At 58.4% G+C, this 13,456-nt stretch carries 13 protein-coding genes; 6 read left to right on the plus strand and 7 right to left on the minus strand.

Going from position 1 to position 13,456, the window contains the following annotated elements:
• Positions 1-241 precede the first annotated feature (241 nt).
• On the plus strand, positions 242-982 hold the full coding sequence (ompR, locus tag AAEZ10_RS11780) for an osmolarity response regulator transcription factor OmpR (RefSeq protein WP_016772186.1): 741 nt from the start codon (positions 242-244) through the stop codon (positions 980-982).
• Between the two features lie 114 nt (positions 983-1,096).
• On the plus strand, positions 1,097-2,410 hold the full coding sequence (locus AAEZ10_RS11785; RefSeq protein ID WP_016770645.1) for an ATP-binding protein: 1,314 nt from the start codon (positions 1,097-1,099) through the stop codon (positions 2,408-2,410).
• Positions 2,411-2,498: 88 nt separating this feature from the next.
• On the opposite strand, the gene rimK is transcribed toward AAEZ10_RS11785, so the two are convergent.
• From rimK to rimA, 3 genes are read right to left on the minus strand one after another with little or no spacing between them, the layout of a single operon-like run.
• The gene (gene rimK / locus AAEZ10_RS11790) at positions 2,499-3,404 is read right to left on the minus strand and encodes a 30S ribosomal protein S6--L-glutamate ligase (RefSeq protein WP_024011184.1); all 906 of its coding nucleotides are present in this window, start codon (positions 3,402-3,404) and stop codon (positions 2,499-2,501) included.
• A complete protein-coding gene (rimB, locus tag AAEZ10_RS11795) occupies positions 3,401-3,880 on the minus strand; it encodes a retropepsin-like aspartic endopeptidase RimB (RefSeq protein ID WP_016772184.1) in 480 nt (159 codons plus the stop codon). The genes rimK and rimB overlap by 4 nt, the downstream gene beginning before the upstream one ends.
• Positions 3,881-3,896: 16 nt before the next feature.
• Positions 3,897-4,676 (minus strand): S6 modification regulatory phosphodiesterase RimA, encoded by a 780-nt coding sequence (gene rimA / locus AAEZ10_RS11800; RefSeq protein WP_350569308.1) that lies wholly within the window; start codon positions 4,674-4,676, stop codon positions 3,897-3,899.
• Positions 4,677-4,792: 116 nt separating this feature from the next.
• Between rimA and AAEZ10_RS11805 the strand changes: the two genes are divergently transcribed.
• Positions 4,793-5,200 carry an RNA-binding S4 domain-containing protein gene (locus tag AAEZ10_RS11805; RefSeq protein WP_056787106.1) on the plus strand — a complete coding sequence of 136 codons (408 nt, stop codon included), beginning with the start codon at positions 4,793-4,795 and terminating at the stop codon, positions 5,198-5,200.
• A gap of 97 nt (positions 5,201-5,297) precedes the next feature.
• On the opposite strand, the gene AAEZ10_RS11810 is transcribed toward AAEZ10_RS11805, so the two are convergent.
• Positions 5,298-6,098, minus strand: coding sequence for a phosphatase PAP2 family protein (locus AAEZ10_RS11810; protein WP_073471521.1), 801 nt, complete (start codon positions 6,096-6,098; stop codon positions 5,298-5,300).
• Between the two features lie 107 nt (positions 6,099-6,205).
• On the opposite strand from AAEZ10_RS11810, the gene hslO reads away from it, so the two are divergent.
• The gene (gene hslO / locus AAEZ10_RS11815; RefSeq protein ID WP_073471522.1) at positions 6,206-7,108 is read left to right on the plus strand and encodes an Hsp33 family molecular chaperone HslO; all 903 of its coding nucleotides are present in this window, start codon (positions 6,206-6,208) and stop codon (positions 7,106-7,108) included.
• Positions 7,109-7,289: 181 nt separating this feature from the next.
• Complete coding sequence (locus AAEZ10_RS11820; protein WP_016772179.1) at positions 7,290-8,831, plus strand: phosphoenolpyruvate carboxykinase; 1,542 nt, start codon at positions 7,290-7,292, stop codon at positions 8,829-8,831.
• Between the two features lie 177 nt (positions 8,832-9,008).
• Here the strand turns inward: AAEZ10_RS11820 and AAEZ10_RS11825 are convergent, their stop codons facing one another.
• The 3 genes from AAEZ10_RS11825 to AAEZ10_RS11835 form a co-directional block, all read right to left on the minus strand.
• Positions 9,009-9,281, minus strand: a complete 273-nt coding sequence (locus tag AAEZ10_RS11825; RefSeq protein ID WP_073471523.1) for a type II toxin-antitoxin system RelE/ParE family toxin — start codon at positions 9,279-9,281, stop codon at positions 9,009-9,011.
• Positions 9,281-9,727 (minus strand): antitoxin PaaA2 family protein, encoded by a 447-nt coding sequence (locus AAEZ10_RS11830; RefSeq protein WP_071174073.1) that lies wholly within the window; start codon positions 9,725-9,727, stop codon positions 9,281-9,283. Before AAEZ10_RS11830 ends, AAEZ10_RS11825 begins: the two co-directional genes overlap by 1 nt.
• Positions 9,728-10,052: 325 nt before the next feature.
• Complete coding sequence (locus AAEZ10_RS11835; protein WP_122698811.1) at positions 10,053-11,195, minus strand: hypothetical protein; 1,143 nt, start codon at positions 11,193-11,195, stop codon at positions 10,053-10,055.
• A gap of 273 nt (positions 11,196-11,468) precedes the next feature.
• On the opposite strand from AAEZ10_RS11835, the gene AAEZ10_RS11840 reads away from it, so the two are divergent.
• Entirely contained in the window at positions 11,469-13,403 is a 1,935-nt protein-coding gene (locus AAEZ10_RS11840; RefSeq protein WP_350569313.1) for a RecQ family ATP-dependent DNA helicase, read from the plus strand.
• Positions 13,404-13,456 lie beyond the last annotated feature (53 nt).

The following is a 13,456-nucleotide window of genomic DNA, read 5'->3' on the forward strand; positions in this document are numbered from 1 at the left end:
TGAAATCGAACAGTTACTGCACAGGGCCGGAAAAAATACCGGCCACTTACGGTAACGATTCAGACGTTGCCTGGCGCAAAACGCCGCGCATTATAACCAGCGTTCTGTCATTCGGGGGCGTTGCAGGCTGTAGGCATAAACCCCGGTTTTCTGGCAGTGAAGGAAAAATCTGCTAACAATGCACACGGTGCGTATAACGACAGCTACGCCATAATGCGCGCCGAGCTAAAAGGAGCATCCAATGAGCAGCACTGCACAAACGGCTGAAGGCGAAAAAATTCTTATCGTTGATGACGATCCGGGGCTGAGCAGCCTGCTGGAGCGTTTCTTCGTCAGCAAGGGCTACCGTGCCCGTACCGTTCCGAACACCGAGCAGATGGACCGTCTGCTGGCGCGTGAAGTGTTCAATCTGGTCGTTCTCGACCTGATGCTGCCGGGCGAAGACGGCCTGACCGCGTGCCGCCGTCTGCGCAGCGCGAATAACCAGATTCCGATCATCATGCTCACCGCCAAGGGCGATGAGCTGAGCCGTATCAAGGGCCTTGAACTGGGCGCCGACGATTACCTGGCCAAGCCGTTCAACCCCGACGAGCTGATGGCGCGGGTCAAAGCGGTGTTGCGCCGTCAGGCCGCACCGGTGCCGGGCGCACCGGGCAGTGAGGACGAAAACGTCACCTTCGGTGATTACGTGTTGTCGCTGGCGACCCGCGAGCTCAAGCGTGGCGATGAAGTGCACATGCTCACCACCGGTGAGTTCGCGGTACTCAAGGCGCTGGTGATGAACGCGCGTCAGCCGCTGACCCGCGACAAGCTGATGAACCTCGCCCGTGGTCGTGAATGGGATGCGCTGGAGCGTTCCATCGACGTGCAGATCTCGCGTCTGCGCCGGATGATCGAACCCGATCCGTCGAAACCGCGCTACATCCAGACCGTCTGGGGCGTGGGTTACGTGTTCGTACCGGATGGCACCGCCACCAAGTGATCGGTGATTTGTAGGAGCGGGTCTGCAAGGCTCTGGTCGCACGGCCATTGCCACAGACTCGCAATCCGCAATATGCGAGCATTGCTCGCTCCTGCAAGTGTGTAGCGGTTAAAGATGAAAACCCCCGTCTGGTTCCCCCAAAGTTTTTTCTCCCGCACCCTCTGGCTGGTGCTGATCGTCGTGCTGTTTTCCAAGGCGCTGACCCTGGTTTATCTGTTGATGAACGAGGACGTGCTGGTGGATCGCCAATACAGCCATGGCGTCGCTCTGACGCTGCGCGCCTATTGGGCCGCCGACGAAGAGAACCGCGCAAAAATTGCCGATGCCGCGACCCTGATTCGTGTGGTCGGCGCCGGTGTGCCGGAAGGCGAGCAGCACTGGCCGTACAGCGAAATCTACCAACGTCAGATGCAGGCGGAACTGGGTGCCGACACCGAGGTGCGTTTGCGCATGCACTCGCCGCCGGCACTGTGGGTGAGGGCGCCGAGTCTGGGCGATGGCTGGCTGAAAGTGCCGTTGTATCCGCATCCGCTGCGCGGCCAGAAAATCTGGAACGTGCTCGGCTGGTTCCTCGCCATTGGCCTGTTGTCGACGGCATCGGCATGGATTTTCGTCAGCCAGCTCAACCAGCCGTTGAAGCGCCTGGTGTATGCCGCGCGGCAACTCGGCCAGGGCCGCAGCGTGCGTTTGCCGATCAGCGACACGCCGAGCGAAATGACCGAGGTTTATCGCGCCTTCAACCAGATGGCCGAGGACGTCGAACAGGCCGGGCGTGAGCGCGAGCTGATGCTGGCGGGGGTTTCTCACGACTTGCGTACACCGCTGACGCGCTTGCGCCTGTCGCTGGAACTGATGGGCGATCACACCGACCTCACCGACGACATGGTCCGCGACATCGAAGACATGGACGCGATTCTCGACCAGTTCCTCGCGTTCATCCGCGATGGTCGTGATGAGTCAGTGGAGGAGGTCGACCTCAGCGATCTGGTGCGCGAAGTCGCCGCGCCGTACAACCAGAACGAAGAGAAAGTGCGCCTGCGCCTGGAACCGATCCAGCCGTTTCCGCTGCGTCGAGTGTCGATGAAACGCCTGCTCAACAACCTGATCGGCAACGCCTTGAACCATGCCGGCACCGGTGTTGAGGTCGCGGCTTATGTGTCCGGAGATACCAGCGCGCCGTATGTGGTTCTGAGCGTGATGGACCGTGGCGCGGGGATTGATCCGTCCGAGCTTGAGGCAATCTTCAATCCGTTTACCCGAGGTGATCGGGCTCGCGGTGGCAAAGGCACCGGGCTGGGGCTGGCGATCGTGAAAAGGATTGCGGCGATGCATGGCGGCAATGTCGAATTGCGCAACCGCTCCGGGGGGGGACTGGAGGCGCGGGTGAGATTGCCGTTGGGATTGATGTTGCCGAGAGATGCGGTGTAACGGCGGAAAAAAAGATCGCAGCCTGCGGCAGCTCCTACACGAAATGCATTCCCCTGTAAGAGCTGCCGAAGGCTGCGATCTTTTGCTTTTAACCTTTGCCCTTGGTGCGAGTCATATTCGGCCCGCCATTCTTTTCCAGATGCTCGATGATGATCCCGGCGACATTCTTGCCAGTGGTGGTTTCGATGCCTTCCAGTCCCGGTGACGAATTCACTTCCATCACCAGCGGACCGTGATTGGAGCGCAGGATATCCACACCCGCCACCGCCAGGCCCATGACCTTGGCAGCGCGTAACGCGGTCATGCGTTCTTCCGGGGTGATCTTGATCAGGCTGGCGCTGCCGCCGCGATGCAGGTTGGAACGAAACTCCCCCGGTTTGGCCTGGCGCTTCATTGCGGCGATCACCTTGTCGCCGACCACGAAGCAGCGGATATCCGCGCCGCCGGCTTCCTTGATGTATTCCTGAACCATGATGTTCTGCTTCAGGCCCATGAACGCTTCGATCACCGACTCTGCCGCCGTCGCGGTTTCGCACAGCACCACGCCGATGCCCTGAGTGCCTTCCAGTACCTTGATCACCAGCGGTGCGCCGTTGACCATGGCGATCAGGTCGGGGATGTCGTCCGGCGAGTGTGCAAAACCGGTGACCGGCAGACCGATGCCGCGCCGCGACAGCAGCTGCAGTGAACGCAATTTGTCCCGCGAACGGGCAATGGCCACCGACTCGTTGAGCGGGAACACGCCCATCATTTCGAACTGACGCAACACCGCGCAGCCGTAGAACGTCACCGACGCGCCGATCCGCGGGATCACCGCGTCGAAACCTTCCAGCGGTTTGCCGCGGTAATGGATCTGCGGCTTGTGGCTGGCAATGTTCATGTAGGCGCGCAAGGTGTCGATCACCACCATTTCATGCCCGCGCTCGATTCCGGCTTCGACCAGACGGCGGGTGGAATACAGACGCGGATTACGCGACAGCACAGCGATCTTCATGCAACACCTGTGGAGGAGGTAGATACCGGGAACACCGGCTTGTCTTGTACATACTTGATGCCCGGATTGACCACCAACTGGCCATCGATCAGGGCTTTGGAACCGAGCAACAGGCGATAGCGCATGGACTTGCGGCAGGCCAGGGTGAACTCCACCGGCCAGACCCGATCACCCAGGGCCAGCGTGGTGCTGATCACATAGCGCACTTGCGCATGGCCGTTGGAGCTCTTGATGGTTTTGCGCGTGACCAGTGGCGCTTCGCAGCGCCGGTGACGCAACTGCACCACGGTGCCGAGATGCGCGGTAAAGCGCACCCATTTCTCGCCGTCGCGTTCGAACGGTTCGATATCGGTGGCGTGCAGGCTGGAGGTGCTGGCGCCGGTGTCGATTTTTGCGCGCAGGCCCGCGACTCCCAGGCCCGGGAGCGCCACCCACTCGCGCAGACCGACAACGGTCAAATGATCAAATGTCTTCAAAGAAAAAAACCAAGGGTTAACGCTTCCAGGCCTCGTCCGGCACCTGGGCCAACGCTTTGAATGCAGGTCTGGCGAACCAGTAGCCCTGCATCAGGAATATTCCACAGTCCGCGAGGAAATCCCGTTCTCCGGCGCTTTCTATGCCTTCGGCAATGACTGTAACGTCCAACTCCGCACACATTGTGACAATCCCCCGTACGATCACCTGACGGACACGGTCCTGGTCAACATCGCGGATCAGCGCCATGTCGAGTTTGATCAGGTCCGGTTGGAAATCAGCCAGCAGATTGAGCCCCGAATAACCGGCACCGAAATCGTCGATGGCGGTCTTGAAGCCGAATTCGCGGTATTCACGCAGAATATTGGTCAAATGGCGATAATTATCTACGTGCTCGATTTCCAGGGTTTCGAAAATCAGTCGGTCGATCGGAAAGTTGTGTTTGCGTGCGGCCTCCAGTGTGCTGCGAATGCACAGCTCTGGACGGTAGACGGCGTTGGGCAAAAAGTTGATCGACAAGTGTGTCTGCATATTAAGGCTCGCCGCGCCTTCGATGGCGCGGGTCCGGCAGAGCTGGTCGAAACGGTAGCGGTTGTCTTCTGTAACCTGATTTAACACCGACAGTGCACCTTCCCCGGCCACGCCTCGCACCAGCGCTTCGTGGGCAAACACCGATTGGTCGCGCAGGTCGACGATCGGCTGGTAGGCGAAGGCAAAATCGAAATCCAGCGGTTCGCTTTGCTGGCAGCCCTGGCAACCGGCCCTGGGTGAGGTCAACGAAGTTGGAAATTTAGTCACGCGGTCACTCCAGGCCGGTCGGGCGGCGAAGATCACAGTCTATCTGGAGGGCCGAGTTCTTGCGCCCGACAGAAACGGTAGTACAGTTCCGACTACTGGCTGAGCGAGGAATTCATATGGGACAGAAGCAGGAGGAGGACGACAAGGTCCGTCTCGATAAATGGCTATGGGCAGCGCGTTTCTACAAGACCCGTGCATTGGCCAAAGCCGCCATTGAAAGTGGCAAGGTGCATTGCCGTGGCGAGCGCTGCAAACCGGGCAAGGAGCCGCGCATCGGTGATGAGTTCGAGATACGTACCGGCTTCGAAGTGCGCACGGTGAAGGTCGAGGCATTGTCGATCGTGCGTCGTGGCGCGCCCGAGGCGCAGGCCTTGTATGCCGAGACCGAAGCGAGTATTGCCAAGCGTGAAGCAGCTGCGGCGATGCGCAAGGCGGGATCGTTGGGCGTGAGCACCGATGGCAAACCGAGCAAGAAACAGCGGCGGGATCTGTTCAAGTTTCGCGGTAGTAGCAACGAAGATTGAAACGTTGTGCCGGCCTCTTCGCGAGCAGGCTCGCTGGCACATTCGATCGAGTCGTCTGTGGCAGCGAGCCTGCTCGCGAATCGAGTACGACGCGGTATCAGGCGCTACGCACCACACTCATCCGCGACACCATCGGCAGCTTGCCCAGCAACGCGAAAATCGGCGCGGTCAGCTTCAACCAGAGGTTCGACGCGTGCCAGGCGAACGGTGTGTAGTAACCCCAGCCCAACGCCCACACCGCCAGCAGCAAGCCGCCGATGTAGTCGTCCTGACCCCAATGCGCGCCGGCCACCAGACGCGGCAGCATGAACAACACTGCCAGACCCCATACTGTTAGAAATTGTCCGAAGGTGCGGCTGAACACGCCCATGAACAATGCCCAGATCAACAGCACTGAGGCATGATCACCGGGGAAACTCTGGCCGGAACGGTCCTTCAGCTCCCAGGTTTTTTCCAGGTGCGGAAAGTAATCGCTGATGTGCACGGCGCCCTCAAGCACCATTGACGGGCTGCTGTGCTGCCAGCCCATGTGATCGGCGAATTTGGAAAACAGCGCGCGGATCACCACCATCAGCAGCAGGATCGAGAAAAAGCCGAAGAACGCGCGACGCACGTCGATCGCCCTGAAGACCCAGTCGCCCTTGATCAGCAGCGTCAGCAGAATCAGTCCGACGACGATGTCGAACGGGCGCAGACTTGCAATTGCCCAGATGTGGAGCCATATCGGGTTGCTGGCCAGCGGCGCATTCAGCGAGCGGAACAGCCACTCGTCGAAAATCACACACAGCATCTGGCCGGTAGGCCATAACCAGAAAGCCAGTAGCGCCAACGGCACTACGTTACACAGAACCAGCCGGCCGAGGTTCCACCTTGATTGGAACAAACCCGGATTGTTCATAAAATGCCTCCCATGGCGAAAAAGCGCCGGCACCAAAAAAAGTGCCAGCAAGCGCAAATTTTCACGTTTTGTAATCATTTTGTCATCACATTCAGATACCCAGACCTATGACCGACCTAGCGGATACCGATTTCACTCAACGCTTCATCTTCGATGACAGCGACACTCGCGGCGAACTGGTAGCGCTGGAGCGCAGCTACGCCGAAGTCCTCGCCAAACACCCGTACCCGGAACCTGTCGCGCAGTTGCTCGGCGAACTGATGGCGGCCGCGTCGTTGCTGGTCGGCACGCTCAAGTTCGATGGCTTGCTGATTTTGCAGGCACGCTCGGAAGGGCCGATTCCGCTGCTGATGATCGAGTGCTCCAGCGAGCGTGAGATCCGTGGCCTGGCGCGTTACAACGCCGAGCAGATCGCCGCAGACGCCACCCTCAGCGATCTGATGCCGAACGGCGTTCTGGCCCTGACCGTCGACCCGACTGTCGGCCAGCGCTATCAGGGCATTGTCGATCTCGACGGCGAAACACTGTCGGACTGTTTCACCAACTATTTCGTCATGTCGCAGCAGGTTGGCACCCGCTTCAAGCTGTTCGCCGACGGTCGTCGTGCGCGCGGCATGCTGCTGCAACAACTCCCCGCCGATCGTTTGAAAGACGAAGAGGATCGCGCCGCCAGCTGGCAGCACCTCACCGCGTTGGCCAGCACTCTGAGCGCCGATGAGCTGCTGAGCCTGGACAACGAAACCGTCCTGCATCGCCTGTACCACGAAGAACAAGTGCGCCTGTTCGATGTGCAGCATTTGCGCTTCAGTTGCAGTTGCTCGCGGGAACGCTCCGGCAATGCGCTGGTCAGTCTTGGGCTGGACGATGCGCTGGCGCTGGCCGCCGAGCAGGGCGGTAAAGTCGAGATCGATTGCCAGTTCTGCAATCAGCAGTACCTGTTCGACGCGGCCGATATTGCTCAATTGTTCGCTGGCGCGGGCGTCGATACGCCGTCAGATACCCGTCACTAAAACGGTTCAGCGCAGGTAAATTCACTGCGGAATGACGGAATATCGCCGTTACGACGGGAGGACCCTACTCTTTTTGGGCTTTTCTGGCATAATCCGGCCCACTTTTTTCGCGGTAGTAGTGCACGACTTTCTACTACAAAACGTTTGGAGCACACTCGGCCACTGGCCGACGGGGAACCTCATGACGCAAGCCAATAACGCCGTGTACACCGATCTGAGTGTTGATGATCTGGTAAAAGAAGCCCTGAATCGCGGTGAAGGCGAGCTTGCCGATACCGGCGCTCTGGTTGTTCGCACCGGTCACCGCACCGGCCGTTCGCCAGTCGACCGTTTCATCGTTGAAGAGCCTTCCACCCAGGCTGCTATCGCCTGGGGCCCGATCAACCGCAAGTTCCCGGCCGACAAGTTCGATGCCCTGTGGGCTCGCGTCGAGGCCTTCAACAACGCGCAAGAGCACTTCGTTTCCCACGTGCATGTAGGCGCGGCGGAAGATCACTACCTGGCCGTGAAAATGACCACGCAGACTGCCTGGCAGAACCTGTTCGGTCGTTGCCTGTTCATCAACCCGGCCCAGTACAACCCGGCTGGCCGTGAAGAATGGCAAGTGCTCAACGTTGCCAACTTCGAGTGCGTGCCTGAGCGTGACGGCACCAACTCCGACGGTTGCGTGATCATCAACTTCGCGCAGAAGAAAGTGCTGATCGCCGGCATGCGTTACGCCGGCGAGATGAAGAAAGCCATGTTCTCGGTGCAGAACTTCCTGCTGCCGGCCGCTGACGTGCTGCCAATGCACTGCGCTGCCAACATCGGCGAAGACGGCGACGTGACCCTGTTCTTCGGTCTGTCGGGCACCGGTAAAACCACCCTGTCGGCTGACGAAAGCCGTTACCTGATCGGTGACGACGAACACGGCTGGGGCGAAGGCGTGGTGTTCAACATCGAAGGCGGTTGCTATGCCAAGTGCATCGACCTCTCCGAGAAGAACGAGCCGGTCATCTGGAAAGCCATCAAGCACGGTGCGGTGCTGGAGAACGTCGTTATCGACGACGCCAAGCACGCCGACTATGCCGATGTCAGCCTGACCCAGAACAGCCGCGCCGCCTACCCGCTGGAGCACGTTGCCAAGCGTTCCGAGAAGAACCTCGGTGGCGAGCCAAACGCGGTGATCTTCCTGACCTGCGACCTGACCGGCGTGCTGCCGCCAGTGTCGATCCTCAACGAAGAGCAAGCGGCCTACCACTTCCTGTCCGGCTACACCGCACTGGTGGGCTCGACTGAAATGGGTTCGGGCAGCGGCATCAAGTCGACCTTCTCCACCTGCTTCGGCGCACCGTTCTTCCCGCGTCCGGCTGGCGAATACGCCGAACTGCTGATCAAGCGCATCCGCGGTTTCGGCTCCAAGGTCTACCTGGTCAACACCGGCTGGACCGGCGGCGGCTACGGCGTCGGCCAACGCTTCAACATCCCGACCACCCGCGCGGTGATCGCCGCGATCCAGAGCGGCGCGCTGATCGGTGCAGCCACCGAACACCTCGACACCATCAACCTCGACGTGCCTCTGGCCGTCCCGGGCGTCGACACTAACCTGCTCAACCCACGCAACACCTGGGCTGACAAGGCTGCGTACGACGAGGCCGCCAAAGCATTGGCCGGTCTGTTCATCGAGAACTTCAAGAAGTTCGAAGTGAGCGACGCGATCAAGGCGGCTGGGCCGAAGTTGTAAGTAGTGGTTTGCAGTGAATAAAAAACCGCCGTTTGGGGCGGTTTTTTCATGGGCGAAGATTTGGGTAAGCTCATCTCAACGGCGATTCGTCACTTGCCGTGTAGCAGTATTCATTCATTTTTGGCGTGATACGGCCAGAGTAATGCCACTTAACATTACTGCAAAATGATCCTCTAGCTAAGGCCATTGCCGCCGTGCATGCATGACACGCAGCACTTCCACCCGGTCTTTTTTGATTGCGTAGACGATGACGTAGTTGGCGGCCGCAACGATTTCACGTGTTCCGAGGACCCTGCCCTTTCGGTACAAGGTTGGGCGCTGTCTTGCTATTTCCCCTTTTGATTCGAACATTTCATCGAGATCCGCAGCAGCGTCTGGGTTGTCCTGACCGATTCGATCCATTATCCGGTCACGGTCAGCAAGCGCTTCCGGGCGCCAGACCAACTTCATCAGCGCCCTCGTTGACGCAGGGCATCACGCTTGGCGGCGAATATTCGGCGAGCATCTTCATCGCTGATACTTGGCCTTGGATCATCGATGCTGATCTGCACCTGTCGCTTGAACCATTCCTCATAAGCGGCCGCTTCATGGGCTTGTTTCAATGCTTCAGAGCGATCGGGCCGGGCGTAGGTTTTCAGTTGCAACGGGTCATAACCGGAGGCATCCACGTTGAACTGGCTGATGCCCAAGCCCTGCAGATAGGTCACCAGCGTCTCCAGCTTCTTGAACAGGCGCGCCTGACCACTGCGTTGTGCTGTCAGTGCGCATTTACGGCTGCCTTGCCGAATCTCGACCGACCAGCCTCCTGGTTTCGCGACGATGATTGTGCCGCTCACAGAACCGTTTTCGACCAAGCGAAGGAGGGTGCTGTGATCGATGATTTCGGTGCTGGTCATAGATGCGAGCCCTTCGATGAGTAATGGCTCCCATCGTACGCAATCAATAGTAGTTTGCAAAATTTGACTCCTGATGTTGGATACGCCGTGTGCAGCGATGATGTTTCGTTTGTTGCTGGGCCGGGGCTTTCGGACTTGCAGCAGGTCGCAGCCGTCCTGTGTCAGCGGATACAGAGCGTGGGTGATGTGGGTGTCGCTGACCAAAGCAGCGACACCCATGACTATAGGTTCGCACCACCACCTCGTGATAGCCGACAAGGCATCGCGTGAAGTAGGAATGGGACGAACAGAGCGCCAGACGTTGCTACCGATTCTTCAACGCCTTTCAACACAGATGCTGGTAACCGGAAATATCCAGCAGGCTTGTGGTCAGTCCGGTTGCAGGGCGGTAGATCGTGCCTTTGACTGCTGAAAACGGCACGCCTTTGCTGCCCAGCGAGACATAGCGCTCGCCTTTGTCCAGTTCGGTGAAATAGGTGTAGGACTGGCTGTGCATCTTCTTGTAGCGGGCTTCGTCGCTGACGATGGCGCCGGTGAGGCGGCGCAGGTCGGTATCGCTCAGGTTGAGCGTTTTGCTCAGTGGCACGCCCCAGCGCTTGAGGCAGGTTTCCGCCAGATGGCGAACGATGCGGCCGGGCTCGATCAGCGCGTTGAGGTCGCTGCTGCTGCTCGGCTCGCCGCCGAGCGCCGTGGCGTTGCCAGCAAGGGTGGCGTGGCGACCGGCCATTGGATAGATCGAAGTCCTGGTGCCGGTAGCGGTTTGCGGGATCACGCAGCTGAAGCCTTTTGAGCGCTCGTCGCGGGCATAGAAGGCGATGTATTCCTTGACGTTGGATTCGAGTTTGACGCGGTTTTCCTGGAAGTTGCCAATTCCCGGGACTGGATCAATCGCAAAGATATTCACCGGAATATGTTTGAGCGCAGCGTCCCTGGACATTGCATTGGCAAGCATATGGCAACTGATACCACCCCGGCTCCAGCCGAGCAGATTGACACGCGTTGGAATAATGCCGTCCTTGCGGAAAGTCTTGATGATCTGTTCCTGCAACTTCTGTTGCGTGATACTTCGGTCGCCATAGTTATACTGGCGCCAGAACCAGGAACCTTCCTCTTTTACATCTTCAATAGGAATGCCTGCGGCTTTCAGACGGTTATATTCTGCCTCGGTAAGTTGTTTACGTTGCCAATCGCATTTGCCTTTGATGATATTCAACGCGTGCTGCACGTTTTCATCCCAGCCTTTGCCGAACAGCGTGCCGGACAAGCCGTATTCAGAGGTCTTGGTGAACAGGTCGTCGGCTTGCAGATTGCCGCTGCCAGGGCCGTCGACGACGATCCACTCGGCAAATTCGCGTCCGCTGTGGTGTGCAGCGAGCGTAGAAACGATTTCGCCGTCCCAGAAGTTTTTATGTTTGTCATCAAATTTGTTGGAACCGGTGCCGCAGAAAAAGATTGTTAAAGTTGTCATTTTGTTGCTCTTGCTTATGTATAAGAGCAGTCAAGTTAGTTTTAGGTGGTGTTAAAAATAAATGGCGCTATTGTGTCTGCGTTTGTAATGTGAGGTTTGTTATATATATGTGGCTGAGCTTTTCGAAAGTATGTCGAGGCGCTTCAATTGTTAAACGCTTGTTTTTCGCCTCCCATGTATCATTCAGTATCGATTCAACCCCAACCTTTTCTCGACTCGCTGCAATCGCCCGCTAGGCTTTGGGCATGGCAGCAGTCAAAGGAGTGACAGTAAATGCACCACACCCTGGAACAGGTTTTTGGTTATCCACAGTTTCGCCCCGGTCAGGAGGCCGCTGTCAGCGCGGTGCTGGCGGGGCGCTCCGCGGCGGCGATCTTTCCCACCGGCTCCGGCAAATCGCTTTGCTATCAGCTGCCGGCGCTTTTACTGCCACACCTGACATTGGTGGTTTCGCCGTTGCTGGCGTTGATGCAGGATCAACTGGCGTTTCTCAAGCGCCACGGTATCTCCGCAGGCAGTATCGATTCGGCGCAGAGCCGCGAGGATGCCAACGACGTCATGGCCCGTGCGCGTTCGGGGGAATTGAAGATTCTGATGATCTCCGTCGAACGCCTGAAAAATGAGCGCTTCCGCAATTTTCTGCAGCAGGTGCCGATCTCGTTGCTGGTAGTCGACGAGGCGCACTGCATTTCCGAATGGGGCCACAACTTTCGGCCGGACTACCTGAAATTGCCGGACTACCAACGTCAGTTCAACATCCCGCAGGCCTTGCTGCTCACCGCCACGGCGACACCAAAAGTCATCGCCGACATGCAGGCCAAATTCGCCATATCTCCTGACGATGTAGTGACCACCGGTTTCTATCGGCCCAACCTCAACCTGCTGGTCGAGCCTGTACGCGGTCAGGACAAGCGCCGGCGTCTGGTCGAATGGATGAGCGAGCGTCCCGGGCAACCGAGCATTGTCTACGTGACGTTGCAGAAGACCGCCGAGCACATCGCCGAGCATCTTCAACGCAACGGAATTCAGGCCGAGGCATACCACGCAGGTTTGCCCCACGATCAGCGTGAAGACATTCAACGTCGCTTCATGGCCGGGCAGTCCAATTGCATTGTCGCCACCATTGCCTTCGGCATGGGCATCGACAAGAGCGACATCCGTAACGTCGTGCATTTCGATCTGCCCAAATCCATCGAAAACTACAGCCAGGAAATCGGCCGCGCCGGACGCGACGGACAGCCCTCCGACTGCCTGGTACTAGCGAATCGCGACAGCCTCAATGTGCTGGAGAACTTCGTCTACGGCGATACGCCCGAGCGTGATGGCATTCGTTATGTGCTCGATGAACTCAAAGCCTCGGTCCCGGAAGGGCAATGGGAGTTTCTGCTTGGGCCATTGGCGGATCAGAGCAACATTCGCTCGTTGCCGTTGAAGACTCTGCTGGTGCAGCTGGAACTGCGAGGCCTGATCGCGCCGCGCTACGCTTATTACGCTGAATACCGCTTCAAATATCTGCTTGAGCCTGAAGCATTGCTCCAGCGCTTCGAAGGCGAGCGCAGGGATTTCGTTGCGGCGATCATCAGAACGTCCGCGCGAGCGCGCACCTGGGCCACGGTGGATTTCGAGGCGATGTACTCGCAGTATTCTGCCGAGCGCAATCGCGTGGTGACAGCGTTGGATTATTTTCAGGAGAAGGGCTGGGTCGAGCTTGAAAGCAAGCAAATGACCGAGGTCTACAGCCTGCTGCACAGTGATTTCGCCAGCGATGCCCTGAGTGCGGAGCTGCACGAGTATTTCACCCGCCACGAACAGACTGAAGTGGCGCGGATTCACGCCATGCTTGAGGTGTTCGCCACCGAACGCTGCCTGGGTTATCGCCTGGCCGAGTATTTCGGTGACCACAATGCCCCTGAACATTGCGGGCATTGTTCGGTATGTCACGGCCAGATCGCGCGGTTGCCGGAGCCGCCGCCGTTGCCAGCACTTGTGGATAAAAACTTCGCGGAATTGTGTGGTGAATTTATCCACAGGCATGAGCAGCACACAGGCAGCCTTCCGACGGCCGAACGCCTCACACGGTTCCTGTGCGGAATCAGCGTGCCGTTGTTCACCAAACTCAAGGCGCGGGCGATTCCGGGTTTTGCTGCGTTGGAAGAGTATCCCTACGCAAAGGTCCGCGAGTGGGCGGACAGTCACTTGCTCGATTAAGCAGAGAGTCTGTGGGCGCTGCATCCATCCGCTGAATGTCGATCATCACGCTA

It is taken from the genome of Pseudomonas sp. H26/SER47-MNA-CIBAN-0231, from assembly GCF_040310465.1.
GTDB classification, from domain to species: domain Bacteria; phylum Pseudomonadota; class Gammaproteobacteria; order Pseudomonadales; family Pseudomonadaceae; genus Aquipseudomonas; species Aquipseudomonas atacamensis.

Coding starts and splice junctions, on each gene's coding strand:
- ompR (WP_016772186.1), top strand. CDS start 242: ATGAGCAGCACTGCACAAACGGCTGAAGGCGAAAAAATTCTTATCGTT.
- AAEZ10_RS11785 (WP_016770645.1), top strand. CDS start 1,097: ATGAAAACCCCCGTCTGGTTCCCCCAAAGTTTTTTCTCCCGCACCCTC.
- rimK (WP_024011184.1), bottom strand. CDS start 3,404: ATGAAGATCGCTGTGCTGTCGCGTAATCCGCGTCTGTATTCCACCCGC.
- AAEZ10_RS11805 (WP_056787106.1), top strand. CDS start 4,793: ATGGGACAGAAGCAGGAGGAGGACGACAAGGTCCGTCTCGATAAATGG.
- AAEZ10_RS11810 (WP_073471521.1), bottom strand. CDS start 6,098: ATGAACAATCCGGGTTTGTTCCAATCAAGGTGGAACCTCGGCCGGCTG.
- hslO (WP_073471522.1), top strand. CDS start 6,206: ATGACCGACCTAGCGGATACCGATTTCACTCAACGCTTCATCTTCGAT.
- AAEZ10_RS11820 (WP_016772179.1), top strand. CDS start 7,290: ATGACGCAAGCCAATAACGCCGTGTACACCGATCTGAGTGTTGATGAT.
- AAEZ10_RS11825 (WP_073471523.1), bottom strand. CDS start 9,281: ATGAAGTTGGTCTGGCGCCCGGAAGCGCTTGCTGACCGTGACCGGATA.
- AAEZ10_RS11830 (WP_071174073.1), bottom strand. CDS start 9,727: ATGACCAGCACCGAAATCATCGATCACAGCACCCTCCTTCGCTTGGTC.
- AAEZ10_RS11835 (WP_122698811.1), bottom strand. CDS start 11,195: ATGACAACTTTAACAATCTTTTTCTGCGGCACCGGTTCCAACAAATTT.
- AAEZ10_RS11840 (WP_350569313.1), top strand. CDS start 11,469: ATGCACCACACCCTGGAACAGGTTTTTGGTTATCCACAGTTTCGCCCC.